Raw genomic sequence first — 25,518 nt, 5'->3', positions numbered from 1 at the left:
AGGTGCTCAGGTGGACGGGATGCCCGTGGGGATGGTCGGTCGGGCCTTCGCGATCCTGGGGTGCTTCGACGACCGGCACGTCGTGCTCACCCTCAGCGAACTCGCGCGTCGCGCCGGGCTCCCGGTCAACTCGACCCTCCGGATCGCTCGGAGCCTGGCCGATGAGGGTGCACTCGAGCGGCGGGAGGACGGGCGGTTCGCCATCGGACTCCGACTGTACGAGCTCGCGGCACTCGCGCCCCGTGGTGTGGGTCTCCGCCAAGCGTCGCTGCCGTACCTCCACGACCTGCACGACCTCACGGGACAGCACGCGATGCTCAGTGTGCGCGAGGGAGACGAAGCGGTCCTCGTCGAACGGGTCTCGCCCAAGCGCGCGACCCGGAGCGTCGGGTACCGGGTTGGTGGTCGCATGCCGCTCACCGCGACCGGCGGCGGGCTGGCACTGCTGGCGTTCGCACCGGACGACGTCCAGGAGACCGCCATCGCGACGTTCGGCGCGCGGGACGCGATCGACGAGGTGACGACGTCGGCCGAGCTCCGTCGCTACTTGTCGGCCGTCCGCCGGACGGGTGCCGCGGTCGGTTCGCAGCGGTCACCGCGTGCCCTCGTCGCCGCCGGCGTGCCGATCCGGGACACGGCGGCAGCCGTCGTCGCCGCGCTCTCGGTCGTCATGCCGGTCGGAGGCGCGGATCCGCGTCTCATCGTGCCCGCCCTGCAGGCGTGCGCGCGGGCGATCACGCGCGACGCGAGCCGCTGACCCTGTCGGTGAGGGCAGTCGTCCGGTGCATCCGTCTGACGGGAGGCGCGTGGCGGGCCCGCCCCGCGCCTCCCGTCAGCTGACCGTCAGGAAGGCGGGAGGCGGCCCGTCAGGCTGGCGCGGGAAGACAGCCTGTCTCGCCGGCGAACATCTCGCGCTGTGGGACCCGGCCTCTCGCGGTGGGTTAGGTGGACCTAGTCTCGATGATCGATCGGCGGTCCGCTTTCGTGGATCAGGCGTCGAGGACGAGCACTGGGTCTTTCCCGCGGGATACGCACGGGTGCATCAGCTCAGTGCTGTTGCGTCCGTCGCCGGCACAGATGTCGTCACGGTGCTCGGGTCGACCGGCGGGGACGTCGACGGTTTCGCCAGCTTGCGCGAGGAACACCTGGAACGGCCGGTTTTGGCTGTCGTCTCGTGCGGTCGCGGCGAAGCGTTCGACATGCAAGGTGAGGTCGGGGTGTTCGCTGGTGATGAGCTCGTCGAGGGAGTCCATCATCGACGCCGGCCCGCAGCAGTACACGGCGGCACCGTCCCGAAGGCCGTCGAGGGCAGCGGCGAGGTCGGGACGCGGGCTGGTGTCTGCAGCGGAGAGCTGACGTTGACCGCGGGCTTCTCCTCGTACGACCCCTCGTCGAGAGCGTCGCAGCGAACGCCGCATTCACGTTTGCCGACACCCTCCTGGCTGATGTCCCAGCCCGGGCACACGTGGAGGGTCCCGGTCGTGGTGAAGATGATTACGAGACTGGCCTAGTTGTGCACGACAGAGACAGCGTTGCAATCGACACCTGGACTGTGGAACTTGTACGCCCGATCTGCCGACTCGAAGGCGGGTAGCTGTCCGCCGTCCGAGGAAGCAGCCTGATCCAACGGCGCCTTCATCAGGCGGCAGTACCGGGCGTGATGCTCATCGCCCGATGGGCGGCCTGTGGTGTGGCGACCTCGCGTTGCGATCAGAGCCGTGAAACGGGGGTGGAGATCTCACCAACTCCCGCCCTTCCGCGCAGCCAGAGGGAGATGTGCCAACGCGTGCTACCGATCGTAAGACCGTCAGGTAGCCGTCAGGTTCCTCCGCCCTCGCCGATCAGGTCGAACAGTTGGAGTGATGGCTCGGGACCGGCTGCGGGCGGTCCCGCAATCGCGAAAGGACCGTCGTGTCGCTCTTCCTGTACCGAATCGGCCGCTTCATCGGCGCACATCGTGGTTGGTTCATCGTCGGATGGATCGTGGTTCTCGTGGCCGTCGGTGGGTCTGCTGGGGTGTTGAAGTCGAACTATGACGACACGTTCACGCTCCCTGGCTCCCAGTCGCAGGCGGGCCAGGATCTACTCGCCCAGCGATTCAGCACGTCGGGCGGGGGCGGCAGTACCGGACAAGTCGTGATGAGCGTCCAGTCCGGGCGCATCGACACCAGCGATGCCAAGGCTGAGGTCGAGTCCATCACAAAGGCGATCGACGGTCTGCCCGATGTGACCATGACGGATCCGCTCACCTTCGACAGTCCGGTGGTTTCGAAGGACGGCCGTGCCGTGCTGGGGCAGGTGATGTTCGCGGACCAGAAGCCATCTCAGTCACTCCTCGACAAGGTCGTGGACACTGCGGACTCGGCCGCGACGGAGGACGTCGATGTGACCGTCGGCGGAGCCCCGTACAGTTCTGACACCGCCAAGACGAGCAAGCTCCCCGAGCTCCTCGGGCTGATCCTCGCGTTCCTCATCTTGCTCGTGACGTTCGGGTCGTTCCTCGCCGCCGGCATGCCTCTGGTCACGGCCATCGTCGGCGTGGCGGTGACGTTGTGCGGTGTGATCGTCGCGTCGCACTTCGGTCGGATCTCGAGCACGTCGCCGACGCTCGCAGAGATGCTCGGCCTCGCCGTCGGCATCGACTACGCCCTGTTCCTGCTGTCCCGGCATCGAAGCGAACTCGCGACCGGACTCGACCCGGTCGAGGCGATGGCGCGGGCTCTCGCGACCGCGGGGAGCGCAGTCGTCTTCGCCGGCGCAACGGTGGTCATCGCACTCTGCGGGCTGTCGATCACGGGTATCCCGATCCTCACGGTGATGGGACTGACCGCCGCAGGCGCCGTGGCGATCGCGGTCCTGATCGCACTCACCTTGGTACCGGCGATCGCGCTCACCTTCGGCACGCGGCTTCGTCCGCGAGCGAAACGCCGTCAGCGACGTGGCCGGGGAACGCAGCCTGCAAAGGCCCCCGCCATGCCGCCGACGAAGCAGGCGGCGCCTTCTGGTGGGTTGAGCCGCATCTGGCTCCGTCTGGTCACGCGCCGGCCACTGATCACCGTCGTCGTCGTCACCGTCGGCCTCGCCGTGATGTCAGTACCGGCATTCAGTATCGCCCTCGCACTCCCCGATTCGAGCACCGCCTCGGTCTCGACACCAGCCGGGAAGACCTACCAGAAGATCGCTACGGAGTTCGGCGCCGGGTACACCGCCCCGCTGTCGGTAGCTGCGAACATCATCTCCTCCGACGACCCGAAACAGACCGTCAGCGACCTCGCGGACGACATCAAGCAGATCGACGGTGTTGAAGCAGTCACGCAGGCCACCCCGAACGAGAGCGCTGACACAGCCCTCATCCAGGTGATCCCAGAGGGAGGACAGAGCGATCCCACGACTGCGGCGCTCGTGAATCGGATCCGTGCGGACGCATCTGCCCTCGAGAAGAAGGCGGGCGTCACCGACATTCTCGTTGCGGGCACGACCGCGGTCACGCTCGACGTGTCCGCGAAGCTCGCGACGGCGCTCGTCCCATTTGGGGCCGTCGTGATCGGGCTGTCGCTCGTGCTCCTGATGATCGTATTCCGGTCGATCGCTGTCCCGCTCAAGGCGACGTTCGGGTACCTGCTGTCCGTCGGTTCCGCGCTCGGAGCCGTCGTTGCAGTCTTCCAATGGGGCTGGCTCGGCCCGGGTCTGGAGACAGGTACGGGCACGGTGGTGAGCTTCCTCCCGATCTTCATCATGGGTGTGCTTTTCGGTCTGGCGATGGACTACGAGATGTTCCTGGTCTCCCGGATGCGGGAGGACTTCATCCGCACCAGGGACGCCCGCGCATCCGTGCTGACCGGATTCGCTGCTTCCGCGAAGGTTGTCAGCGCGGCGGCACTCATCATGGGCTGCGTGTTCCTGGCGTTCGTCCCGAACGGGTCAGCGACGATCCAGCCCATTGCGCTCGGACTCGCCATCGGCGTCTTCGTCGACGCGTTCCTCGTCCGGATGACCCTCGTCCCTGCAGTGCTCCAGCTCCTCGGTGCGCAAGCCTGGTGGCTCCCGGCCTGGCTGGATCGTGTTCTGCCGACCGTTGACGTCGAAGGTGCCGCCCTCGAGCGGTACGTGCGGTACCTGGAATGGCGGGACCGAAACGGTGCGGACGCGGCCATCTGGGCCCACGGGCTTCGCCTGCACGACACGCCGTTCGACATCGACCTGGTCGTGCCCTGCGGGGCGGTGGCGGGCGTCGTCGTCCGCGACGCGCACGTCGAGCGTTCCCTCGCGTACGTGCTCACGGGACGCGGGCGCTTCGCTGGCGGGGACATGGTGATCAACGGGCAGCTGCTCCCGGAACGGCGATCCGCGGTCGCTCGCTCGAGCGCTGTGGTGAACCTCGGTGACAACGTGTCGGTCGGCGCGTTCAACAGCCGCGAAGCAGCGCTCCGCGAGGTGCGGCACCGGGTCGACGGCCTGACATGGTCCCGCCGGAGCCGGCAGCGCATCGTTGCTCAGACCTTCGACCTTCTCGACACACTGTCCGAAGGTCGTGACGACGATGGGCACGAGATCGGGTCCGCCGACCTCGACGTCGCGATCGCGGCAGCAGCGGGAGCCGCGGTCATCGTGCTGTTCGGCGCAACCCCAGCGGATCACGCCGAAGCGATGGACCGTGCTGCTCAGTTGGCGCAAGGAACCGCGGAACACGGAGCCGCCGTTGTCCTCCTCGGAGCTGACCTCCGCGCTGCGGTCGACCGTAGCGTGCCGGTCGCCGAACTCGCTGGTCCACGGGCCCCAACCCCGCTGCCACTTCTCGACGTCGCGCCGCTGACAGCGGAAGCCGCACTCACCTCGAAGGACGCCCGATGACCACGATCGCCCCATTCGATGCTGCCGCGAAGCGCCCTCGGCGCGGGGAACGCCGCATGATCCTCTTCGTCACGACTGCCATCGTCCTGCCTCTGCTCGCGGCAGCAATGCTGGTGTGGTCAGTCTCAGGACGGAGCGATGCGCTCAACCGGGTTCCCGTGGCGATCGTCAACAATGACCAGATCATCACGGGAGACCAACCGATGGCCGCTGGCCGGTCCCTCGCCGCAGCATTGACCGATCCAAAGACATCGTCCACGGCCGACCTTGACTGGACGTTGACGAGCAGCCAGGACGCGAAGGACGGGTTGCAGAGTGGGAAGTACTACTCAGTGCTCACCATCCCAAAAGACTTCTCGAAATCCGTCCTGTCATCGGGAACCGACGACCCGACCAAGGCGAAGCTCCAACTCGTCAGCAACCAGGCATCGAGCACCACCGCTGGGGTGATCAGCTCGGCCGTCGCCACCACCGCGGCGACGACGCTCGGGCAGCAGATCACCGCCGGCTACCTCAAGAACGTTTACGTCGGCTTCAACGACGAGCAGGAATCCCTCTCGAGCGCCGCCGGGAGCGCGAAACAGGTCAGTGACGGTAGTGCACAACTGGCAAGCGGCGCCGATCAGATCGAAACTGGGAGCGCCAGCCTCGACGAGAGCCTCCAGGACCTCTCAGACGGTGCAGCCTCCCTCGCCACGGGGACCGCATCGCTGACCAAGGGTGCCGAGAAGGTCGAGAGCGGCGCAGCCAGCGTCGCTGCTGGCACCACATCTGTCAGCGACGGAGCGGCCGAACTCGGCGCGAGCGCAGGATCCATCGCCTCCGGCGCCTCGACATTGGCGGACAAGAGCGCGGACCTGGCAAGCGGAGCCAACACCCTCACTGATGGATCCGGGGCAGCGGCCGCCGGCGCCGCCACTGTGTCCACCACCCTCACCTCCCTGGTCAACTCGTGTCGTGCCGCAGCTGCAGCACCAGCGTTCTGCCAGTCGCTGACAACTGCGGCCACCGGCGCCGCGTCAGTCGCGCAGGCAGCGGCGCAGGTTGACGCCGGTGCGCAGTCCGTGGAAACGGGAAGCAACGAACTCGCCAAGGGTTCCGCGACGCTGTCGAGCAGCGCGACCGAGCTCGCAGCCGGCGCATCCTCGCTCGCGACGTCAGCCTCGAGCCTTGAGGACGGTGCGGGTCAAGTTGCCTCGGGGACTGCGTCCGTCGCCGACAGCGCATCAACCGTCGACGACGGGGCAAGCCAACTCGCATCCGGTGCAGCGACTGCCGCAGACGCCGGCACGTCTCTCGCGACGGGAGCATCGTCCCTTGCCTCCAGCGCCACCTCACTCGATTCCGGCGCGCAGTCGTTGACCAGCGGGCTCCAGAGCGGCGCGGCCAAGGCTCCTACCTACTCTGATCAACAGCAAGAGGAACTCTCAAACGTCGTCAGCGACCCGATCGATCTCGCGACGTCGAACCAGAACAGCGGCGACGGACTCGGATGGGTTACCGCTGCGATCATCGCGTTCGCGCTCTGGTTCGGAGCGATCGTCGGGATGCTGTTGTGGCGCCGACGCCCGGCCGACCTTCGCATGTCCGCGCCCGTATCCAATTGGCGTCTGACTGTTCGGTGGGTCCTGCCTCGTCTGGGCGTCGCACTCGCGCAGACCGTGGTCGTGGTCGCAGTCGTGGCCATCGCCGGCATCGAGGTCGCTCATCCGCTGACGTTCGGCGTCCTGACCCTGCTCGGGTCATTCTCCTTCACGCTCCTCGCACAGGCGTTCGCGAGTGTCTTCCGTCGCTTCGGCACGCTGCTGTTCCTCCTGTTCCTCGTGATCCAATTCGCGTCTGTCGGCAACATCGTGCCCCTGCAGACCGCACCCGGAATCTTGCAGTGGGCGAACGCTGTCATGCCCCTCACCGCGTTCATCAATGGCGTGAGCCAGACCGCGACCGGAGGGTCGACGACGTCGCTCACGTCAGTGGTCGTCGTCCTGACCATCTGGGGCGCCGGGGCCGTCGTCGCCATCGTCGTCGCGACGGCAAGACGGCGGATGGTCGGCCCGTTCGTTGTCACCACGGCTCCGAGTCGTCGGGGCTTGCAGATGGCGTGGCAGAGTGAAGCATGATCTTCGAGCCCGTTCGCGTCCTCGTCGTCGACGATGACCCCGACATCCGGGAGATGCTCTCGTCCACGCTCGAATTCGCCGGCTTCGCCGTCACGACTGTCCCCGGGGTCCGGGAAGCACTATCCGAGCTGACGAGGGAACCACCGGAGGTCCTGGTGTTGGACGTCATGATGCCGGGAACCGATGGCTTTGAACTGGTGCAGCTGCTCCGTGGGCGTGGAGACCGCCTGCCCGTCCTGTTCCTGACGGCTCGGGACGCGATCGAGGATCGGGTCCGGGGTCTCCGCATCGGCGGTGACGACTACGTCACAAAGCCCTTCAGCGTCGTCGAGATTGCTGCTCGCGTCGAAGCGCTCGTGCGGCGATCCCGTGCCGTCGCCGAGCCACCGAAGGGGAATACGATCCTCCGGTGCGCCGATCTGAGCGTCGATCTCAGTCGGCACGTCGTCGCCCGAGGTGCCGCAACGGTCGAACTCTCACCAACCGAGTACCGCCTGCTCACCTACCTGCTCGAAAACGTCGACGGAGTGGTGTCGAAAGCACAGATCCTCGATCGCGTGTGGAACTACGACTTCGGCGGCGACGGCAACGTGGTGGAACGGTTCGTCGCGAACCTCCGCCGGAAGCTCGACGCACTCGGCGACCCACTCATTCACACGATCCGGGGATTCGGGTACTCGCTGCGAGCTCCGGACCAACGGTGACACGACCGGACGGCGTGCGGTCCGTACATCTGGGGTCGCGGCCGCGTGTGCGATCGGTCCGTGCGAGGATCGTCGTCGCGATCGGTGTGATCCTGATCCTCGCGATTGCGGTGTCGGCGGTACTGAGCACGGTCTTGCTTCGGTCCTACCTCGAGGGCCGGGTCGACGACCGACTCCGAGAGACGTCCACCCGCCTGACGGCATCCCTCGATGCTCTGCACGGCCTCGACCTCTCCGCGAGCCAACTCCGCGACTTCACCGACAAGGGGACTCGCGACGTGGTCGCCCTTGCGGACAGCCGCGCAATCGCATGGTCCGGTGTCGACGCCGACACGGCTGACCGCATCGCCGACCACGAAGACCTGTTCTCAGAACCAACACCGGTGCCGGGCCACCCGAAACTCGTCGCCATGGCCGTCGATGTGCACGACCTCGGTCTCGTCCTCAATGTCGGAGGGGTGCGGACCCCGTGCGACACGATCGTCCTGGTGAACGACTCGTCCGACGACGTCGCCACGGTGAGCCAAGTCGTACGGATCACCTTCATCACTTCGCTCGCCTCGATCGCTTTCCTGGTGCTCCTCGCGTGGCTGATCGTGACCCGAGGACTTCGTCCACTCCGAATCATGGCTGAGCACGCTGCTCGTATCGCCGGGGGAGATCGTCGACGCCGACTGTCTCCGGACAGCGACGACCCGGACATCACCCGACTCGCGAGCACGGTGAACGCGGCACTCGACGCACAAGCCGACGCCGAGGCCCGGGTCCGGTCCTTTGTGGCGGACGCCTCGCACGAACTCCGCACGCCGCTCACCACGGCAGTCGGCTGGATCGAACTCGACCTCGCCGGGGGTCTGCTCGAGGCGGACGCCCGAGCGCACGCAATTCATCGTGTGCATGTGCAACTCGCTCGTATGCGAACCCTCGTCGAGGAACTCGCCCTGCTGACGCGGCTCGACGAGGGAACCGCCGCCGACGGCCAACCGCTCGACCTCGAACCGCTGCTGGAGGAGACTGTCGACGATGCTCGTGTCGTCGACCCGGACCGGATGATCACACTGGACGTGCGCGGCCCGTTGAGCGTGACGGCGGACGAGGGCCGTCTCCTCCAGGTGTTCCGCAACCTGATCGGTAACGCGGTGCGACATACATCGTCCACTGCGACTGTGCGTGTGACCGCCACGCGCACGTCGGGGTTCGCAGAGGTCCGAGTGGCAGACACGGGTCCGGGTCTCCGACCGGATCAGATGCCCCACATCTTCGAGCGCTTCTGGCGTGGGGACTCCAGCCGTACCCGCGAGACCGGCGGCTCGGGTCTGGGCCTTGCCATCGTGCGCTCGATCGTCGAGTCGTACAACGGAACGGTGACCGCGGAGAGCGAGCTTGGTGTCGGGACTGTCCTGGTGGTCCGTCTGCCCCTGCTCGCTTCCACTCCGTCAGGGAACCGTCAGCCTTGACGGCCCTTCGGCGTCATCTTCGTGCGATGTCGTGGGCTCATGAAGAAGCGAGCGGTCGGATTCATCGCAGCCGGTACCGCGGTCGTCCTCGTCCTCGTCCTCGGAGGCGGGGTGGCCGCTGAACTCATCATCCGCGAAAAGGTGGAAGCGCGCGTTGGAACCGCCGTCGCATGCGCCGTGGGTGGAGAGCCGTCGGCCGTGACGACCACCGTGAAGGGCTTCCCTGTCGCCACGCAAGCCGCTCGCGGGACGCTCGACGACGTGACCGTCAAGACTTCCGTGGCGGGGCGCTCCATGACGATCGATATGCGGGACCTCTCCACGAACACGGGGAACATCCACGCCTCCTCGGCTTCGGCGGACGTTGTGGTGCCCTGGTCCTCTCTCCCAAAGGTCGGCGGCGCGGATGCAGAATCGACGAGTGGTGGAGCGGCCGTCACGGCGCAGAGCTTCTCTGGGTCGGGCAGCCGGATCACAGGGGTGTTCGCGGTGTCGGGCAGGCAGGTGTCGGTCGTGTTCGCACTCGCGCACACCGCCACGGCCATCACGTTGACGGCAGAGTCCATCGGCGTGGGCGGGCTCGAGCTGCCGACCAGTTCCCTCGACTCCTCCCGGTTCCCCGCGCTCGACAAGCTCGCTGACCCCCGGAGCATCTCCCCGAAGCTGCCCACGGGTTCGACGATCAAGGATGTTCACGGCACGAGTAATGGACTGAGAATCAGCGTCGATCTCGATCTCGATCGTATGGCCGGCACGCAGCGAACTACCTCCGCAGGCACACTGTCCGAGTGTGCCTCGTCGTCGACCGCGAAATGACCACACCGGGGGCCGTCATCGACAGGAGCCTCGGCTCTGATGCCGGTGGGCGGCAGCGCGGCGATGTACCGACGATTCCGGAGGAAGGCCGTTGAGTGAAACGCCGCGCATCTCCCTTTTGATGAGGTTCGCGCACCTGGTGCTCCGCGCGCGAGGCGTGAAGCGCACGCTGCAGTCAGCTGCTGCAACCGAAGCCGCTCGCGCGAAGTCCAGCGGAAAACCGACTGCGAAGCCGAGTACGCGTGTCGGCCGAAGGCTCGAGATCGCCGAGCGGACCGATCTGTCAAGGACAGTGCTCACGGCTCGATCACGAGGGTCGAACCCGACACGCAAGCTGATCTACTTCCACGGTGGCGGGTACATCAACGATCTCGTCGCCCAGCAATGGGCCCTCGTCGCCGCCCTCGCCGGGCAAAACAACGCCGAAGTGCTCGTACCGCTGTACCGCGTTGCGCCCGAGAGCACAGCGTCCGTCGAGGTGCCGGCACTCGCCGACCTCGTCGAACAGCTCGCGTTCGGAATCGAGGTGGGGCCGCTTGTCGGCGACTCCGCTGGCGGGGGCCTCGCCGCGGCGGTCGCCGAGGAACTCCGGGTGCGCGGAAAACGGGTACCGCACCTCGTCCTCTTCTCGCCCTGGCTCGACATCGAGCTCAGCAACCCAGACATCGCGGCGGTCGAACGCGCAGATCCAAGCCTCGCCGCACCAGGGCTGCGTTACGCAGGAAGGCTTTGGGCAGGTGATCTTCCACCGTCCGACCCAGCGGTGAGCCCGCTGAGGTCGGACCTCCGTGGATTTCCGCCGACCACGATGGTCATCGGGACACACGACATCTTCCTCCCGGACTGCCGCCTGTTCGCCGAACGCGCCCGTTCCGCGGGGGTGGACCTCTGTTATGTGGAGGTCCACGGCGCCTTCCATGTCTTCGTGGCGGTGCCGGCGCTGCCCGAAGCGAGCCGAGCGCTCGAACAGGTCCGGGAGCGACTCGCAGCGGGATGAGTCGGCGCGAGAAGCTTGCGTTCGACGAACTCAGCTCGTGCTGATACGGCCATGCGTGGGGGCGCGGTTGCCCCGTCGGGCGTCGGTCGCTTCGGCCTGTGTGGAGTATTCCGGGAACGGATCTCGGGCTACCGTGCCGGCGAGCCTGGTGCCGACCCAACAATCTCGGCCGTCGGGCGGTCGAACAATCCGGGAAGCTGCCCGGGCGTCCGGCGCTGTTGGTGTGTGTCAGGCAGACGGCGATGGCGCCGCTGATGCGGTCTTCACGGGCTTCGCGATCCGCTTTGACCCTGTCGTGACCGGCTTCGCTGATGTCGTTGGTCGGGAGAGTCTTTGCTCGGATTCCGGGGCGGTGTGCGCGCTGCGTCGGTGATCGTGATTCAGGACCCCGGTGTCGGTTTGTACGCCTGCGGCGGCGACGTCACGCAGCGCGGCAACTCCTACACGATCACGCCTCGAGACGGCGTCCGGAACAAGTCCACCTTCGTCAACGTCGGCAACCTGACCGTCCAGGTCACTCGCGCGAAGTACACCAGCGCGACGGTTGTGGACGATAGGTCTTCCATCGAGGTTGTGCTGCAGAGCGTAAGCGGCGGTGCACACGCACCGAACCTCTCGATCCTCTTCCTCCCGCCCGGAACTTGCACGGTGACCGTCGACGGCGTTTCCGGCTCGACCACCGTACGCAGCGACGGGAACCCGGTGTCCATTGACCTGCCGATGCTCAGGGAAGCGTCGAGCACGGTCACCATCCGGCGGGACTGAGTCGACGCCGATTTCCCAGGCGCCCCCGACCACGAACAGGGTCAGGGCGGCTGCGGTGATGACGGTGCGGCGGCGGGGACGGTGGGTCATGTGCCGGATCCGACCATCGAAAGCTGCCGACACGGGTGGGGACGCACTGCCGACTCGCTGACGATCTCGACGGACTGGAGGCACGGTGCCAGCTGGCACCGCGCCTCCAGTCCGTCGGCTCGTCGGTCCGCGACCGTCAGCCGCGTCCCGAGAGCTCGGTCCGGACGATCTCCGCACCCGCGGACAACGCGCTCAGCTTGCCGAGCGCGGCCTGCCGGCCGAGCGGAGCCATCCCGCAGTTCGAGCTCGGGACGAGCTTGTCGGCGTCGACGAAGTCGAGGGCGCGGCGGAGGACCTCCGCGACCTCCTCCGGCGTCTCCACCGTCTGGGTCGCGACGTCGACGGCGCCGAGCATGACCTTCTTGCCGCGGATGAGCTCGACGAGCTCGAGCGGGACGTGCGAGTGGATGCTCTCCAGCGAGACGGTGTCGATGGACGACTGCTGCAGCAGTGGGAACGACTGCTCGTACTGGCGCCACTCCGCGCCGAGCGTCGCCTTCCACTTGTTGTTCGCCTCGATGCCGTAGCCGTAGCAGATGTGCACGACGGTCTCGGCGCGGAGCCCCTCGGCGGCGCGTTCGAGCGCGGCGACACCCCAGTCCCGCACCTCGTCGTGGAAGACGGTGAACGCGGGCTCGTCGAACTGGATGACGTCGACGCCGGCGGCCTCGAGCTCGCGTGCCTCCTGGTTGAGGATCGTGGCGAACTCCCACGCGAGCTGCTCGCGGCTCCCGTAGTGGCGGTCCGCAAGGGTGTCGATCATCGTCATCGGGCCGGGGAGCGCCCACTTGATCCGGCGGTCGGTCTGCGCACGCAGGAACTCGGCGTCCTCGACGAACACGGGCTGCCGGCGGCTCACCGCTCCGACGACGGTCGGCACCTGTGCGTCGTACCGGTCACGGATCCGGACGGTCTCCTTGTGCTCGAAGTCGACGCCGTCGAGGTGCTCGATGAACGTGGTGACGAAGTGCTGCCGGGTCTGCTCGCCGTCGCTGACGATGTCGATGCCGCGGTGCACCTGCTCGTGCACGGCCGACCGGAGCGCGTCCTGCTTGCCCTCGGCGAGTGCGTCGCCGTCGAGCAGCCACGGGGACCAGAGCCGCTCGGGCTCGGCGAGCCAGGACGGCTTCGGCAGGCTGCCGACGATCGAGGTGGGCAGGAGGGTGTTCGTCATGGTGTCCCTGTCGGTCATCGGATCGTGGCGGCGCTGGCGGCCCAGCGGTCGAGGAGCGCTCCGTGCGGCTGCACGAAGTGCTCCGCCGTCCAGTGCCCCTGGGTGACCGCGAGTCGGCTGCGCTCCTCGCGGTCGTAGTCGACGGCGGTCCGCGAGAAGTCCTGGTGTTCGAGGCTCGGCCGGTAGACGCTCGGGGCGGCCGCGTTCGCGTTGTAGATCTCCGGTCGGTAGATCTTCTGGAACGTCTCCATGGTGCTGATCGTGCCGGCGAGCTGGAGGTCCGAGTAGTCGTTCAGCAGGTCACCGCCGGCGTAGAACGCGAGCGGCGCCTTCGACCCGGGCGGCATGAAGTAGCGCACCTGCAGGCCCATCCGTCCGAAGTACTCGTCGGTCAGCGAGGACCGCTCGTGGTGGTACTCGACCCCGAGGACCGGGTGGACGTTGTCCGTGCGGCGGTAGGTCTGGCTCGACGAGACGCTGATGCACACGACGGGCTCGGTGTCGAAGCGGGTGCGGTAGGCGTCCGACGCCAGGAAGTCCTGGAAGAGCAGCCCGTGGAGACGGCCGAAGTCCTCGGGGATGCCCGCGGCCTTGTCGACGGACGGCAGCCGGACCGCGAAGTCGTAGTCGCGCAGGTACGACGAGAAGTTGTTGCCCACGATCCCCTGGTGGCGCAGCCCCGTGTGCTGGTCGACGATGTGGACGTCGAGCACTTCGAGGAGCGGGAACTCCTGGTCCTCGCCCGACGCCTCGAACCGGACCGTGGCCGAGACGATCTCGAGCTCGACGCGGTAGCGGTCACCGTTCGGGTTGTCCCACCGTGCGAGGTCGTTGCACCGCCGGTCGATCATCGTGAGCGCGTTGCGGAGGTTCTGCTGGCGGTGCTCGCCGCGGGCGAGGTTGGCGAAGTTCGTCGTCGCCCGCGAGCTCGTCGACGGGGTGTAGTCCTCGTCGAACCGAGTCGTGTCGATGTGGAAGGAGAAGTCCAAGGCCGGCCAGTCCGTAGGGTGCGGGAAGTGTGCGTTCATCGTGCCGTCCCTGGATGGTCATCGGGTAATCCAGAAGTGCTATGGCCACGTATAGGCTCCGCCTATGCCGCGCGTGTCGAACGACATCACCCTCCAGCAGCTCCGCTACTTCATCGAGGTCGCGTCCGAGGGCTCGATCAGCGCGGCGGCGGACCTGCTCTACGTGGCGCAGCCGACCCTGTCCGCGGCGATGAAGGACCTCGAGGCACGGGTCGGACGCGCGCTCTTCATCCGGTCGGCGCGGGGGGTCGAGCTCACCGTCGACGGGGTCGAGTTCCTCGGCTACGCCCGCCAGGTCGTCGAGCAGGTGTCCCTGCTCGAGCAGCGGTACGTCGGGCGGCAGCCGTCGCGGCGGCTGCTCGGGGTGTCCACGCAGCACTACTCGTTCGCGGTCGAGGCGTTCGTCCGCATGGTCGACGGCGCGAACGCGGACGAGTACGAGTTCTCCCTGCGGGAGACGCGCACCTGGGACATCATCGAGGACGTCCGGACGCTGCGGAGTGAGGTGGGCATCCTCTACCGCAACGACTTCAACGAGAAGGTCATCGCGAAGCTGCTCCGGGACGCGGGGGTCGCGTTCCACCCGCTGTTCGTCGCGGAGCCGCACATCTTCGTGTCGCGGCGGAACCCGCTGGCGTCCCGCGACCGGGCGACGCTCGCCGACCTGGCGGACCTGCCGCGGCTGACGTTCGACCAGGGTGCCAACAACTCGTTCTACCTGTCCGAGGAGATCCTCTCGACGCTGTCCAGCAAGCGGGAGATCCGGGTGTCGGACCGGGCCACGATCTTCAACCTCATGATCGGGCTCGACGGCTACACGATCTCGACGGGGCTCATCAGCGACGACCTCGACCCCGGGATCGTCGCCGTCCCGCTCGACGTGGACGAGCGCATCGAGATCGGGTGGATCGCACACACCGCGATACCGCTCTCCGAGCAGGCGCAGACCTACCTGGACGAGGTGCGTCGGGTCGTCGCCCGTGCCGGGGTCGAACTGCTGGACTAGGGCGTGCGGCAAGATGAGGTCCATGGCTGGCGACGGATCCGAGGCGCTCGTACGCCGTGCGACCATGCGGGACGTCGCCGGACGCGCCGGGGTCTCGAAGTCCCTCGTGTCCCTGGCGTTCAGCTCGCCGGAGTCGGTGAGCCCGCAGCGCCTCGCCCGCATCCTCGACGCAGCCGAGGCCCTCGGCTTCCGGCCGAACCGCGTCGCGCGTTCCCTGAACGGCCTGCGGGACGACTTCGTCGGCATCCTCGTCGCCGGCTCCCGGAACCCGGTGCTCGCGGAGGTCGTCGACGCAGCACGGAGCGAGCTGGCCGCGCACGGGCGGCTCGGACTCATGACGAGCGCCGTCCTGCCCGACGGTGTTGACCCGTCGGCCGGACCGGAGCTCGACGTCGAGGCCGTCGCGATGCTCGGCGACCTGCAGCCGTCCGGCGTGATCGTCGTCGGATCGCTGCCGAGCACGGACCGCGTCGTCGAGGCGATGGGCTCCGCCCGGATCGTGATCGCCAGCGCGCGCCCGGAGCGACTGGCCGGGGCGGCCACCGTGCGCGGCGACGACGAGGTCGGGATGCGGCTCGTCGTCGAGCACCTGACCGGGCTCGGGCACCGGCGGATCGGCCACGTCGGCGGTGCCGGTGGTCGAGTCGCCTCCGGGCGTGCCAGCGCGTTCGCGGCGGCGATGGGGGAGCACGGGCTCGACGGGACGCTGCTCGCCGAGAGTGACTTCTCCGAGGCCGCAGGGTTCCGCGCCGCGGGGGAGTTGCTCGACCGCGCTGAACCGCCCACCGCCATCACGGCGGTCAACGACCTGGCGGCGATCGGCGTGATCGCGGCCGTTCGGCAGCGAGGGCGCACTGGGCAGGTCGCCGTGACCGGGTACGACAACTCGTACCTGGCGGCGCTCGGGGCGGTCGAGCTCACCTCGGTCGACCCCGACAACGCGACGATCGGACGCCGTGCCGCCGAGGTGCTGCTCTCCGACGACGACCCGGGCGAGGTCCTGGTCGCGCCGACGCTGCGGGTCCGCGCGTCCTCGGTGCCCGCCGTGCGCTGAGCCTGTTGACATCCCCGTGAGCTCCACCGTACATTGAACCGGTCCAAGATTTTGGACCGGTTCAAAATCTCTTCGGGAAGCAAAGGAGCCCCCTGTGCCCGAGAACGACGCGTCCACGAACAGCGCCCCCCGCACCGTCGGTGTGGGGCTCATCAGCGTCGGCTGGATGGGGCGGCTCCACTCCCGCTCGTACGCCCTCCTCCCGCTCCTGTACCCGGAGCTGGGCATCCGCCCCCGCCTCGTCGCGGCGGCGGACGTGGCACCAGCGGGGCAGGACTACGCGAAGAGCGTCCTCGGCTACGAGAAGGTGGTCTCGGACTACCGCGAGGTCCTGGCCGACCCCGAGGTCGACGTCGTCTCGATCTGCGCGCCGAACTCGCTGCACGCCGAGATCGGGATCGCGGCAGCCCGGGCCGGCAAGCCCTTCTGGATCGAGAAGCCGGTCGGCCGCGGCGCCGGGGAGACCGAGGCCGTCGCAGCAGCAGCAGATGCTGCCGGAGTCGCGACCACGATCGGGTTCAACTACCGGCACGTCCCCGCCGTGCAGCACGCTCGCCAGCTCGTCCTCGACGGTGCGCTCGGCCGGATCACGAACGTCCGCGGCCGGTTCTTCGGCGGGTTCTCGTCGAACCCGCAGGACCCCCTGACCTGGCGCTTCGTCCGCGCGACCTCGGGCAGCGGTGTCCTCGGTGACCTGATGGGGCACCTCGTCGACCTCATGCACTACGTCCTCGGCCCGATCGGCTCGATCTCGGCTGCGACCGGCACGTACCTCACCGAGCGCCCGGGTCTGCCGGGCACGCCGGACGAGGGCACGCTCCTGCCCGTCGAGAACGAGGACTACGCGACCATGCTCGTCCGGTTCGACGAGTCGGCGGTCGGCGCCGGCGCGATCGGCAACCTCGAGGCGTCCCGCATCGCGGTCGGTCCCCGGTCGGAGTACGCGTTCGAGATCTTCGGCACCGAGGGCTCGCTCCGCTGGGACTTCGAGCGCCTCAACGAGCTCGAGGTCGCCCTCGCTCGCACGGGGCAGCACGTCGGGTACACCCGCGCCTTCGCTGACGGGTACTTCCCCGACTACTCGCGGTTCCAGCCGAGCTCCGGCACGAGCATGGGCTACGACGACCTCAAGGTCATCGAGGCGGCGAAGTTCCTCACCGCAGCGACCGGTGGCGAGGCGACCGGCTCCAACATCCACGACGCCGTGACCTCGGCGCGGGTGCTCAGCGCCGCCGAGCAGTCTGCCGCCTCCGGCCAGTGGGTCGACCTGCCTGCCGAGCCAGGGACCACGGCCAACATCCGCGCGACCAGCGACTGAGCGAGCTGCGACCGAGCCAGCGCAGAACGGACATCCGGACAAGCCTCCGACAACGCTGTACGTTGGCGGAAAGGTCGCTGAACGCGACCAGGTCAGAAGGAGCAGCACATGGCAAGCACGACAGGTCGCCCGACCTCCGTCACCGTCTCGTTCGTCATCTGGCTGGTGGTGGTCCTCGCCAACATCCTCCAGGGGATCATCAGCCTGGTGTCCGGCGGTGGATCGTCCGCCGCGGAGAGCGTCGGCACCGCCCCGCTCGTCGGCGGCGCGATCTTCGCCTTCATCCTCGCCGTGATCGAGCTCATCATCGTCTTCAAGATGCGCGACGGCCGGAACTGGGCACGCATCGTCCTGCTGGTCCTCGCGATCCTGCAGGTCATCGGGGTCGGCGTGGGCGCGGCCTCGGGTGGCAACGCCTTCGGCTGGATCGGTGGCGTCGCGGTGATCATCGCGACCATCCTGATGTTCGTCGGTGGCGCGAACGGCTACTTCCGCCGTCGCTGACGACGTCCGCCCGGCTCGCGGACGCGACCGGGTGACGGACTGGAGGCGCGGTGCCAGCTGGCACCGCGCCTCCAGTCCGTCTGTGGTCGTGACCATCCCGCCGAAGCGACAGCCCGTCGTCGTGTCGATCCGTCGATGCCGCCAATGCGACAGATTCCCGCCGAAGTTCAGCTGAGATCTGTCGCTTTCGCGTGCGCCAGGGGGCCGCGAGTCGGGCCGGCGCCCTCGCCGACCGCCGACCGCGTGCGGCGCGCGGCGCGCGGCGCGAGAAGATGGGGCGTGAGCTCCGCGCAGACGATCCTCGACGCCCTCGTCCGCCGTGTCGACGAGACCGGGTTCGGTGCCCACGGACTGCACGTGCGCGTCGGCGACGACGTCGCCGAGCACCACTGGTCGCCCGACGTCCGACGTAAGGTCCACTCCGTCGCGAAGGGCGTCTGCGTCCTCGCCACCGGGATGGCCGCGGACGACGGACTCGTCGACGTCGACGAACCGGTCGCGTCGTACCTGCCCGACCGGACGTTCGGCGCGGGGACCGACGCGGTGACCCTCCGGCACCTCCTCACGATGACGAGCGGCGTGGACATGCCGTGGTCCGAGACGGAGCTGACGGACTGGCCGGACCTGGCTGCGGAGTTCCTCGGACGGCCCTCCCACGGGCGGGTGTTCCAGTACGCGAACGCGAGCACGTACACGGCGATGCGGGTGCTCGCGACGCGGATCGGTGACGTGGGGGAGTACGTGTCCCGACGACTGTTCGACCCGCTCGGCATCCAGGACGTCGCCTGGAAGCGCTGCCCGAACGGGTTCGTCGCCGCCGGTGAGGGCCTGGCGCTCCGGACCGATGAGCTCGCCCGACTCGGACAGCTCGTCCGCGATCGCGGGGTGGTCGACGGTCGGCGCATCGTCGGCGCTCGGTGGTGCGACGCCATGCACACCGACTGGGTCGAGCGCGAGGGGACCGGCCCGGGCTACGAGCGCTTCGCGATGGCCGGTTGGGGCGGACCCGGGCGGCTCTGGCGGCTGCACGGCGCGTACGGGCAGATGCTGCTGTTCGACGGCGACGCCGTGGTCACCGTCACGGCCGACGACCACTTCGGCGCGGACGCGTTCGCAGCGGACGTCGCCGACGAACTGGAACGGCAGCGCCCCGCGACTCCTGCATGATGTGCGCGCGCTGCGAGCGTGACGAGGTCGGCGGTGCGAGGATGAGCGGCGGCCGTCGCCCGGACGGCCGGAGACGGAAGTGACGAGCGTGACCGAGACCCGCTCCGAGACACCGACGACCGAGACCGCCGACGACGGCGGCCACGGCACGGTCAAGAAGGGCGCCGCCGTGCTCGCCCTCGCGGCCCTCGGGGTGGTGTTCGGCGACATCGGCACGAGTCCGCTGTACGCACTCCGGACGGTGTTCACGATCGACGACGGCATCGTGAAGGCCAACCAGGAGGACGTCTACGGCGTGATCTCGATGATGTTCTGGAGCATCACGATCATCGTCTCGATCAAGTACGTCCTCGTCCTCATGCGCGCCGACAACGACGGCGAGGGCGGCGTGATGGCCCTCGCCGCACTCGCCCGCCGGCTCTACGCGAAGCGCCGCGGCGGCGCGGTGATCTTCCTCGTCATCGGGATCGTCGGCGTCTCGCTCTTCTACGGCGACTCGGTGATCACGCCCGCGGTCTCGGTGCTGTCCGCCGTCGAGGGCCTCGGCACCGCAGCACCCGCGGTCGGACACCTGATCGTGCCGATCGCAGCGGTCATCCTCGTGCTGCTGTTCGCCGCCCAGCGGTTCGGCACCGGCAAGGTCGGAAACCTGTTCGGCCCCGTGATGCTGCTCTGGTTCGTGGTCATCGCTGCCGCCGGGGTGCCGCACATCATCGCCCACCCCGGGGTCCTGCAGGGGCTGTCGCCGACGTGGGCGATCGCCTTCACGTTCGCGCACCCGTACATCACGTTCGTGGCGATGGGTGCCGTCGTCCTGGTGATCACCGGTGCCGAGGCCCTCTACGCCGACATGGGGCACTTCGGCCGACCGGCCATCCTCCGCGCCTGGTTCTTCGTCGTGTTCCCGGCGCTCGTGCTGAACTACCTCGGCCAGGCCTCCCTCGTGCTCCGCGACCCGTCGGCCGCGAAGGACCCGTTCTTCCTGCTGTTCCCGGACGCGCTCCGGCTGCCGGTGGTGGTGCTCGCGACGATGGCGACGGTGATCGCGAGCCAGGCCGTGATCTCCGGCGCGTTCTCGCTCACCCGCCAGGCCGTGCAGCTCGGGCTGCTGCCACCACTGACGATCCGCCAGACCTCGCGGCGGGAGAGCGGGCAGATCTACCTGCCGGCCGTGAACCTCCTGCTGTTCATCGGCGTGCTGGCGATCATGCTCGCGTTCCGGTCCTCGGCGAACCTCGCCACCGCGTACGGGGTGTCCGTGACCGGGGCGCTCGTGGTCGACACGCTCCTGCTGCTGCTCGTCGTGCGGCCGCTCTGGAAGTGGAAGCCGTGGAAGCTCGTGCTCGCCGCGGTGGCCTTCGGCGGTCTCGAGCTGACGTTCCTGGCCGGCAACCTGTCGAAGATCGTCCACGGCGGGTGGGTCCCGCTCCTCATCGCGCTCGCGGTGATCACGGTCATGACGACGTGGCGCCGCGGTCGGGCGCTCGTGCAGGAGGAACGCAAGGAGCGGGAGGGCTCGCTCGCCGACTTCATCGAGCGCGTCAACGAGGACCACGTCCCGCGCGTGCCCGGTGTCGCGGTGTTCCCGCACCCGAACAAGGAGACCACCCCGCTCGCCCTCCGCGCCAACGTCGACCACAACCACGTGCTGCACCGGACCGTGCTCATCGTGTCCGTCCTCACCGCCAACGTGCCGCACGTGCCGCACGCGCGGGCGTTCTTCCGCGACGACCTCGGGTACGAGGACGACGGCATCGACCACATCACCATCAAGTTCGGGTTCTCGGACGACCAGGACCTGCCGAAGGCCCTGCACGCCGCGTGCCTGGCCGAGGTGCTCGACATCGACCCGGACGAGATGGAGCACGCGTCGTACTTCATCTCCCGCGGCGCGCTCCGGCCGACGCCGGGGCACCACGGCATGGTCGGGTGGCGGAAGAAGCTGTTCGTCGGGCTCGCGCACAACGCGGCCGACCCGGCAGCGCGGTTCGGCCTGCCGGCCCACCGCACGGTGACGATGGGCAGCGACGTCGAGATCTGACGACGCCCACGGGCTGTCGGACGGGAGGCGCGGGGCGGGGCCGGCACGTGCCTCCAGTCCGTCACCGGGTCACGTCGCGAACGCGGGTCGACCTGGCTCGACGAAGCCGCGTCAGTGGGCTGCGCCTCGGCGCAGCCGGCCCACACCGAGCACGACCGCGACGACCACGAGCCCGAGCACCAGTCCGAACACCGCCGAGATCGCCGTGTCGACGATCCACGTGACGACGGGGCCGGTGGCCTCGATCGCGTGCTCGACGACGTGCAACAGGTCGTACGGCCCGTGCCAGAACGTCTCCGCCAGGTTCGCGATGACGAGGTGTCCGCCGACCCAGAGCATCGCGACCGTGCCGACGACGCTGATCACCCGGAAGACCGTCGGCATCGCGAGCACGATCCGCGCCCCGGTGCGTCGGGTCCGTCTGACGGGGTTCTTCATCATCTGCAGGCCGATGTCGTCGACCTTGACGAGCAGGGCGACGGCGCCGTAGACCAGCGCGGTCATGCCGAGCCCGATGACGATCAGCGCGCCGAGCGTGAGCCAGGTCCCGAGGTCCGGGTCGAGGCTCGCGAGCGCGATGAGCATGATCTCGGTGCTCAGGATGAGGTCCGTCCGGATGGCCCCGAACACCAGCTTGCCCTCGTCGGCGGACGGCTCGTCTCCGGTGGTGTAGTGGTGGCCGAACCACTCCGTGACCTTCTCAGCACCCTCGAAGCACAGGTAGGTGCCACCGATGAGCAGCAGCCACGGCAGCACCCACGGCGCGAACGCCGACAGCAGCAGCGCCAGCGGGATGATGATGACGAACTTGTTGAAGAGGCTGCCGAGCGCGATCCGGCCGACGACCGGCAGTTCGCGAGCGGGGGTGAGCCCCTGGACGTACTGCGGGGTGACCGCTGCGTCGTCGATGACGACACCCGCCGTCTTGGCACTGGCCTTCAGCGCTGCGGAGAGCACGTCGTCGACGATGGCGAGCAGACCGACTGACATGCGCTCACCCTAGCGGCGGACGTGTCGCCCACGGAGGGTCTCGGACGGCGGCTCGCCGTACACGTCGGCGTAGTAGCCGGAGAACCTGCCGAGGTGGTGGAACCCCCACGACAGGGCGATCTCGGCGACGGTCGTCTCGTCGGGGTCAGCGGCAAGCAGGTCCGACCGGACGCCGTGCAGTCGGGCCTCCCGCAGGAACTGCATCGGCCGCACGCCCACGTGCCGCTGGAATGCCGCCTGCAGGCCCCGCGCGCTCACCCCGGCGGCCGCGCTCACCTCGGCGACGGTGAGCGGTCGACGGGCGTTCGCGACCATCCACTCCTTGGCGAAGCGGATCGTCGACGAGCCGACGGCCGCCGTCGGTGCTCGTGCGGGGGTCGCGTCGAACGCGGCGGCGACGGCGTCCGCGATGGACTGGTTCCACCGGGCCCGGTCCGCCGCGGGGGTCGACGGGTCCAGGAGGCGCGGTGCGGCTTCCCCGATCCGGCTGCGGAGCGGACGCAGCGCGTCCACCCCGAGCGCGTCGCGGAACGCGAGCTGCCGCGGCTCGTCGTCGCCGCGCCGAGCTGCCGCGATCGACTCGAGGAACGCGCCGCCGAAGCGCACCGAGTGCTGCCCGGACGGGAGTCCGTCGAAGCGGAACTCGCGGCCGGCCGGGTACATCACGGGGATGCCCGGCAGCAGCTGGACGGGGTCGCGGGAGTCGGTGTCGATGGTCATGCCGGGCGAGGTCGCCCACACGAGGACGTAGTCGGTGCCGGGCGAGATCGTGCCCCAGCGGTGTGCCGCGACGTCCGAGGTCCCCATGGTGACGTCCTGGTCGCCGACGGCTCGGAAGCGGTAGGCGAACCCGTCCCGGGCGGTCTCGCCGATGTGGATGTCCCGGCTGGCGTACGCACGCTCGTACAGTGCGACGGCGTCGTCGACGAGGGAACCCCGACGATCGACGTGGATCGGCGTCACTGCTGGCTGCATACCCGTCCAGTGTCGTCCATCTCGGTGCGGAGCGGACCCCCACTCCGCGGGACGGCTCAGAGGTCGAGGCGGTTCCAGGTCTGTGCTCCACGGCCGTCGTCGGGCTCCGGGTGGGCAGTGGTCGCAGCGGGGTCGTGGACGAACCCGAGCCGCGCGGCGACCCGGAACGACGGTGCGTTCCACGCCCGGATCGTCGCCCACAGCCGGGTGTACCCGACGGACCGTGCCGCTGCGACGACGGCGGTCGCGGCCTCGGTGACGTGACCGTGCCCGTGCGCTGCCTCGAGGAACTCGTACGCGAGCTCCGGCTCGTCGGGAGTCGACCGGCCGACCACGAGTCCGCAGTACCCCAGGGGTGCCCCCGACGCGGCCAGTCGGACCGGGTAGAGCGGCAGCGGCGTGCCGATCGTGGTGGCGAGGGAACGGACGGAGGCCGCGGCCGCGTCGCGGTCCGGGCGACCGGCGGTCCGCGGCGTCGGTGGTTCGCCCCGACGAGCGGCAGCGGCACTCCGTTCGCCGACGAGTTCCGCGTACCACTCGGCGTCGCCGTCCGACCAGCCGTCCAGGACCAGCCGGGCCGTCCTGAGGCACGGGGGCATCGACGCCGGCGTCTGCATGCCTCGACGCTACCCAGGTGTCGCGCCCACTGCGCTTGCCGGCTGAACCGTGCGGGCTGCCAGTCGTCCCCGAGGACGGTGAGGTCAGCGGTGACCAGCCGCTCGACAGCAAGCAGGCTCCATGTACTTCCACGCACAGACCTGGATCAACGAGATCGCCGACGGCGAGCCGGACCCCGCAGCAGCGAACGCCCTGCAGGAGGGCCTCGGCGGCCAGTTCGGCGAGATGCGCACGATGATGCAGTACCTCTTCCAGGCGATGAACTTCCGTGGGCCGGCGGCGAAGCCCTTCCGGGACCTCATCCAGGGCGTCGGGACCGAGGAGATCAGCCACGTCGAGCTCATCGGGACGACGATCTCCCGCCTGCTCGACGGCGCTCCCGGCTACTCCGGCAAGGTCACCGACCCGGTGGACAAGCCGGGTGCGAAGGGTGCGACGCCGCTGAACATCGCCCTCGACACGGGCAACATCCACCACTACCTCGTCGGAGCCCAGGGCGCGTTGCCCGTCGACGCGGCCGGCAACCCGTGGAGCGGCAGCTACGTCTACAACTCCGGCAACCTGCCGCTCGACCTGCTCTACAACCTCATGCTCGAGTCGACCGGCCGCCTGCAGAAGTGCCGCATCTACGAGATGACCGACAACCCCACCGCACGTGGCACCATCGCGTACCTGATCGTCCGCGACCAGGCGCACGAGAACGCCTACGCGAAGGCGCTCGAAGCACTCGGCGTCGACTGGAAGACGCTGTTGCCGATCCCGAAGACCAACGCGGAGCGGTTCCCGGAGGTCAAGCAACTCGTCGACCTCGGCCTGCAGAGCAAGCAGTACAGCTTCGACCTCGACGGTGCGTCCGAGGCGGCGAAGATCTTCCGCGGGGCGTCCCCGTCGAAGGACGGCACCGACCTCTCCGCGACCGAGCAGGCGCCCGTCGGGGTGCCGTCGTTCAACGCGCCGGAGCGGCTCGAGGAGTTCGCGCCGGGACTCGACGCCGATCTCCTCGCGCTCATCCAGCAGACCGCGGAACTCGAGCTCGACCAGGCCGAGGCGCCGCTGTACGGCCCGGTCGCCTGACCGGGATCAGTCGAGGCAGAACTCGTTGCCCTCGACGTCCTGCATGACGATGCACGACTCGTTGACCTCGTCCGCGAGCATCCGGCGGAACTGCGTGGCCCCGAGGGCGACGAGCCGGTCGCTCTCGGCGTCGAGGGCAGCGAGTCGTTCGTCGCCGACCATGCCGGTGCCGACGCGGACGTCCAGGTGCACGCGGTTCTTCACGACCTTGCCCTCCGGCACGCGCTGGAAGAACAGCCGCGGGCCGGCGCCGGTCGGGTCGACGCACGCGAACGCGGACCCCCGGTGCTCGGGCGGCAGCGACTGGTCGAACGCGTCCCACGAGTCGAACCCGGGCGGTGGCGGTGGCACGACGTAGCCGAGCACCTCGCACCAGAACCGTGCCACCCGCTCGGGTTCCGCACAGTCGAACGTCACCTGCACCTGCCGCACCGTCGCCGTCATGGCGCCACCCTAGGCTGAGCGACGCGCAGCTGTCCTCCGTATGCTCGCGGCATGGCTGACTTCACCGCTTCCCAGGCCGCCGTCGTCCGGATCGAGCGTGCCGAGGAGGGGCGCTGGGACCTCACGGTGATCAGCGACTCCGGTGTCCGGATGGGGCACGGCGAGTACCTCTTCGACGCCGCGGACGACGATGCCGCCGGCGAGCAGGCCGCCGCGCTCGACTTCGTGCGCGACTACGGCTTCCGGTTCGAGCCCGAGGCCGTTGTGTCCGACGGGCCGGACGCCTACTGGGCCCCGCTGCTGCCGATCGACGCGCGGTAGGCCT

At 68.8% G+C, this 25,518-nt stretch carries 23 protein-coding genes; 16 read left to right on the top strand and 7 right to left on the bottom strand.

The genetic code is table 11. The features are described 5' to 3' along the window. The first annotated feature begins 19 nt into the window (after window positions 1-19). On the top strand, window positions 20-757 hold the full coding sequence (locus tag CRP27_RS11895) for an IclR family transcriptional regulator (RefSeq protein WP_255257582.1): 738 nt from the start codon (window positions 20-22) through the stop codon (window positions 755-757). Between the two features lie 232 nt (window positions 758-989). Here CRP27_RS11895 and CRP27_RS11890 read toward each other — a convergent pair whose 3' ends face one another. Next, window positions 990-1,256 (bottom strand): hypothetical protein, encoded by a 267-nt coding sequence (locus tag CRP27_RS11890; RefSeq protein WP_141399752.1) that lies wholly within the window; start codon window positions 1,254-1,256, stop codon window positions 990-992. A 655-nt stretch (window positions 1,257-1,911) separates the two neighbouring features. Here CRP27_RS11890 and CRP27_RS11885 point away from each other — a divergent pair. From CRP27_RS11885 to CRP27_RS11855, 7 genes are all read left to right on the top strand, one after another. After that, window positions 1,912-4,851 (top strand): MMPL family transporter, encoded by a 2,940-nt coding sequence (locus tag CRP27_RS11885; RefSeq protein ID WP_097180844.1) that lies wholly within the window; start codon window positions 1,912-1,914, stop codon window positions 4,849-4,851. Then, complete coding sequence (locus tag CRP27_RS11880; RefSeq protein ID WP_097180843.1) at window positions 4,848-6,971, top strand: YhgE/Pip domain-containing protein; 2,124 nt, start codon at window positions 4,848-4,850, stop codon at window positions 6,969-6,971. Before CRP27_RS11885 ends, CRP27_RS11880 begins: the two co-directional genes overlap by 4 nt. Continuing rightward, on the top strand, window positions 6,968-7,675 hold the full coding sequence (locus tag CRP27_RS11875) for a response regulator transcription factor (RefSeq protein ID WP_097180842.1): 708 nt from the start codon (window positions 6,968-6,970) through the stop codon (window positions 7,673-7,675). Before CRP27_RS11880 ends, CRP27_RS11875 begins: the two co-directional genes overlap by 4 nt. A gap of 86 nt (window positions 7,676-7,761) precedes the next feature. After that, window positions 7,762-9,132 (top strand): cell wall metabolism sensor histidine kinase WalK, encoded by a 1,371-nt coding sequence (locus CRP27_RS11870; RefSeq protein ID WP_097180841.1) that lies wholly within the window; start codon window positions 7,762-7,764, stop codon window positions 9,130-9,132. A 39-nt stretch (window positions 9,133-9,171) separates the two neighbouring features. Further along, the gene (locus CRP27_RS11865; protein ID WP_097180840.1) at window positions 9,172-9,948 is read left to right on the top strand and encodes a DUF2993 domain-containing protein; all 777 of its coding nucleotides are present in this window, start codon (window positions 9,172-9,174) and stop codon (window positions 9,946-9,948) included. Window positions 9,949-10,039: 91 nt separating this feature from the next. After that, the gene (locus CRP27_RS11860) at window positions 10,040-10,945 is read left to right on the top strand and encodes an alpha/beta hydrolase fold domain-containing protein (protein WP_097180839.1); all 906 of its coding nucleotides are present in this window, start codon (window positions 10,040-10,042) and stop codon (window positions 10,943-10,945) included. Between the two features lie 333 nt (window positions 10,946-11,278). Beyond that, window positions 11,279-11,710 carry a DUF5695 domain-containing protein gene (locus CRP27_RS11855; RefSeq protein WP_141399751.1) on the top strand — a complete coding sequence of 144 codons (432 nt, stop codon included), beginning with the start codon at window positions 11,279-11,281 and terminating at the stop codon, window positions 11,708-11,710. A gap of 226 nt (window positions 11,711-11,936) precedes the next feature. On the opposite strand, the gene CRP27_RS11850 is transcribed toward CRP27_RS11855, so the two are convergent. Both CRP27_RS11850 and CRP27_RS11845 read right to left on the bottom strand, forming a co-directional pair. Then, window positions 11,937-12,974: a methionine synthase gene (locus CRP27_RS11850; protein WP_097181055.1), complete on the bottom strand. Its 1,038-nt coding sequence runs from the start codon at window positions 12,972-12,974 to the stop codon at window positions 11,937-11,939. 14 nt (window positions 12,975-12,988) lie between these two features. Next, window positions 12,989-14,002 (bottom strand): putative oxygenase MesX, encoded by a 1,014-nt coding sequence (locus CRP27_RS11845; RefSeq protein WP_097180837.1) that lies wholly within the window; start codon window positions 14,000-14,002, stop codon window positions 12,989-12,991. 64 nt (window positions 14,003-14,066) lie between these two features. Here CRP27_RS11845 and CRP27_RS11840 point away from each other — a divergent pair, with 64 nt between their 5' ends. The 6 genes from CRP27_RS11840 (at window position 14,067) to CRP27_RS11815 (ending at window position 21,092) form a co-directional block, all read left to right on the top strand. After that, window positions 14,067-15,008, top strand: a complete 942-nt coding sequence (locus tag CRP27_RS11840) for a LysR family transcriptional regulator (RefSeq protein WP_097180836.1) — start codon at window positions 14,067-14,069, stop codon at window positions 15,006-15,008. Between the two features lie 22 nt (window positions 15,009-15,030). Then, the gene (locus CRP27_RS11835; protein ID WP_176505576.1) at window positions 15,031-16,062 is read left to right on the top strand and encodes a LacI family DNA-binding transcriptional regulator; all 1,032 of its coding nucleotides are present in this window, start codon (window positions 15,031-15,033) and stop codon (window positions 16,060-16,062) included. Window positions 16,063-16,156: 94 nt separating this feature from the next. Further along, window positions 16,157-17,380 (top strand): Gfo/Idh/MocA family protein, encoded by a 1,224-nt coding sequence (locus CRP27_RS11830; RefSeq protein ID WP_255257560.1) that lies wholly within the window; start codon window positions 16,157-16,159, stop codon window positions 17,378-17,380. Between the two features lie 108 nt (window positions 17,381-17,488). Continuing rightward, the gene (locus CRP27_RS11825; RefSeq protein ID WP_097180834.1) at window positions 17,489-17,884 is read left to right on the top strand and encodes a hypothetical protein; all 396 of its coding nucleotides are present in this window, start codon (window positions 17,489-17,491) and stop codon (window positions 17,882-17,884) included. Between the two features lie 279 nt (window positions 17,885-18,163). After that, window positions 18,164-19,051: a serine hydrolase gene (locus tag CRP27_RS11820; protein ID WP_097180833.1), complete on the top strand. Its 888-nt coding sequence runs from the start codon at window positions 18,164-18,166 to the stop codon at window positions 19,049-19,051. A gap of 88 nt (window positions 19,052-19,139) precedes the next feature. Then, on the top strand, window positions 19,140-21,092 hold the full coding sequence (locus CRP27_RS11815; RefSeq protein WP_255257559.1) for a potassium transporter Kup: 1,953 nt from the start codon (window positions 19,140-19,142) through the stop codon (window positions 21,090-21,092). Window positions 21,093-21,203: 111 nt separating this feature from the next. Here the strand turns inward: CRP27_RS11815 and CRP27_RS11810 are convergent, their stop codons facing one another. The 3 genes from CRP27_RS11810 to CRP27_RS11800 all read right to left on the bottom strand — a co-directional run bounded on the left by CRP27_RS11810 (window position 21,204) and on the right by CRP27_RS11800 (window position 23,674). After that, the gene (locus CRP27_RS11810) at window positions 21,204-22,082 is read right to left on the bottom strand and encodes a DUF808 domain-containing protein (RefSeq protein ID WP_097180832.1); all 879 of its coding nucleotides are present in this window, start codon (window positions 22,080-22,082) and stop codon (window positions 21,204-21,206) included. A gap of 9 nt (window positions 22,083-22,091) precedes the next feature. Then, window positions 22,092-23,045, bottom strand: coding sequence for a helix-turn-helix domain-containing protein (locus tag CRP27_RS11805; RefSeq protein ID WP_101686009.1), 954 nt, complete (start codon window positions 23,043-23,045; stop codon window positions 22,092-22,094). Between the two features lie 68 nt (window positions 23,046-23,113). Then, window positions 23,114-23,674 (bottom strand): GNAT family N-acetyltransferase, encoded by a 561-nt coding sequence (locus CRP27_RS11800; protein ID WP_255257558.1) that lies wholly within the window; start codon window positions 23,672-23,674, stop codon window positions 23,114-23,116. Window positions 23,675-23,795: 121 nt separating this feature from the next. Here CRP27_RS11800 and CRP27_RS11795 point away from each other — a divergent pair, with 121 nt between their 5' ends. Then, window positions 23,796-24,749: a manganese catalase family protein gene (locus tag CRP27_RS11795; RefSeq protein ID WP_097180830.1), complete on the top strand. Its 954-nt coding sequence runs from the start codon at window positions 23,796-23,798 to the stop codon at window positions 24,747-24,749. Window positions 24,750-24,755: 6 nt separating this feature from the next. On the opposite strand, the gene CRP27_RS11790 is transcribed toward CRP27_RS11795, so the two are convergent. Then, on the bottom strand, window positions 24,756-25,193 hold the full coding sequence (locus CRP27_RS11790; RefSeq protein WP_097180829.1) for a VOC family protein: 438 nt from the start codon (window positions 25,191-25,193) through the stop codon (window positions 24,756-24,758). A gap of 51 nt (window positions 25,194-25,244) precedes the next feature. On the opposite strand from CRP27_RS11790, the gene CRP27_RS11785 reads away from it, so the two are divergent. Beyond that, the gene (locus tag CRP27_RS11785; protein ID WP_097180828.1) at window positions 25,245-25,514 is read left to right on the top strand and encodes a hypothetical protein; all 270 of its coding nucleotides are present in this window, start codon (window positions 25,245-25,247) and stop codon (window positions 25,512-25,514) included. The last annotated feature ends 4 nt before the right edge of the window (window positions 25,515-25,518 follow it).

Source organism: Curtobacterium sp. 314Chir4.1, assembly GCF_900215175.1.
Classification (GTDB): Bacteria; Actinomycetota; Actinomycetes; order Actinomycetales; family Microbacteriaceae; genus Curtobacterium; species Curtobacterium pusillum_A.
Note: the sequence above shows the minus strand (reverse complement) of the source record. Positions and strands in the feature narration are given on the sequence as shown.

Bases quoted from the DNA above. Each gene is read 5' to 3' on its own strand.
- CRP27_RS11865 (WP_097180840.1), top strand. From the start codon at position 9,172: ATGAAGAAGCGAGCGGTCGGATTCATCGCAGCCGGTACCGCGGTCGTC.
- CRP27_RS11840 (WP_097180836.1), top strand. From the start codon at position 14,067: ATGCCGCGCGTGTCGAACGACATCACCCTCCAGCAGCTCCGCTACTTC.
- CRP27_RS11850 (WP_097181055.1), bottom strand. From the start codon at position 12,974: ATGACGAACACCCTCCTGCCCACCTCGATCGTCGGCAGCCTGCCGAAG.
- CRP27_RS11790 (WP_097180829.1), bottom strand. From the start codon at position 25,193: ATGACGGCGACGGTGCGGCAGGTGCAGGTGACGTTCGACTGTGCGGAA.
- CRP27_RS11890 (WP_141399752.1), bottom strand. From the start codon at position 1,256: ATGATGGACTCCCTCGACGAGCTCATCACCAGCGAACACCCCGACCTC.
- CRP27_RS11845 (WP_097180837.1), bottom strand. From the start codon at position 14,002: ATGAACGCACACTTCCCGCACCCTACGGACTGGCCGGCCTTGGACTTC.
- CRP27_RS11835 (WP_176505576.1), top strand. From the start codon at position 15,031: ATGGCTGGCGACGGATCCGAGGCGCTCGTACGCCGTGCGACCATGCGG.
- CRP27_RS11880 (WP_097180843.1), top strand. From the start codon at position 4,848: ATGACCACGATCGCCCCATTCGATGCTGCCGCGAAGCGCCCTCGGCGC.
- CRP27_RS11825 (WP_097180834.1), top strand. From the start codon at position 17,489: ATGGCAAGCACGACAGGTCGCCCGACCTCCGTCACCGTCTCGTTCGTC.
- CRP27_RS11795 (WP_097180830.1), top strand. From the start codon at position 23,796: ATGTACTTCCACGCACAGACCTGGATCAACGAGATCGCCGACGGCGAG.
- CRP27_RS11800 (WP_255257558.1), bottom strand. From the start codon at position 23,674: ATGCAGACGCCGGCGTCGATGCCCCCGTGCCTCAGGACGGCCCGGCTG.
- CRP27_RS11810 (WP_097180832.1), bottom strand. From the start codon at position 22,082: ATGTCAGTCGGTCTGCTCGCCATCGTCGACGACGTGCTCTCCGCAGCG.
- CRP27_RS11895 (WP_255257582.1), top strand. From the start codon at position 20: ATGCCCGTGGGGATGGTCGGTCGGGCCTTCGCGATCCTGGGGTGCTTC.
- CRP27_RS11875 (WP_097180842.1), top strand. From the start codon at position 6,968: ATGATCTTCGAGCCCGTTCGCGTCCTCGTCGTCGACGATGACCCCGAC.
- CRP27_RS11785 (WP_097180828.1), top strand. From the start codon at position 25,245: ATGGCTGACTTCACCGCTTCCCAGGCCGCCGTCGTCCGGATCGAGCGT.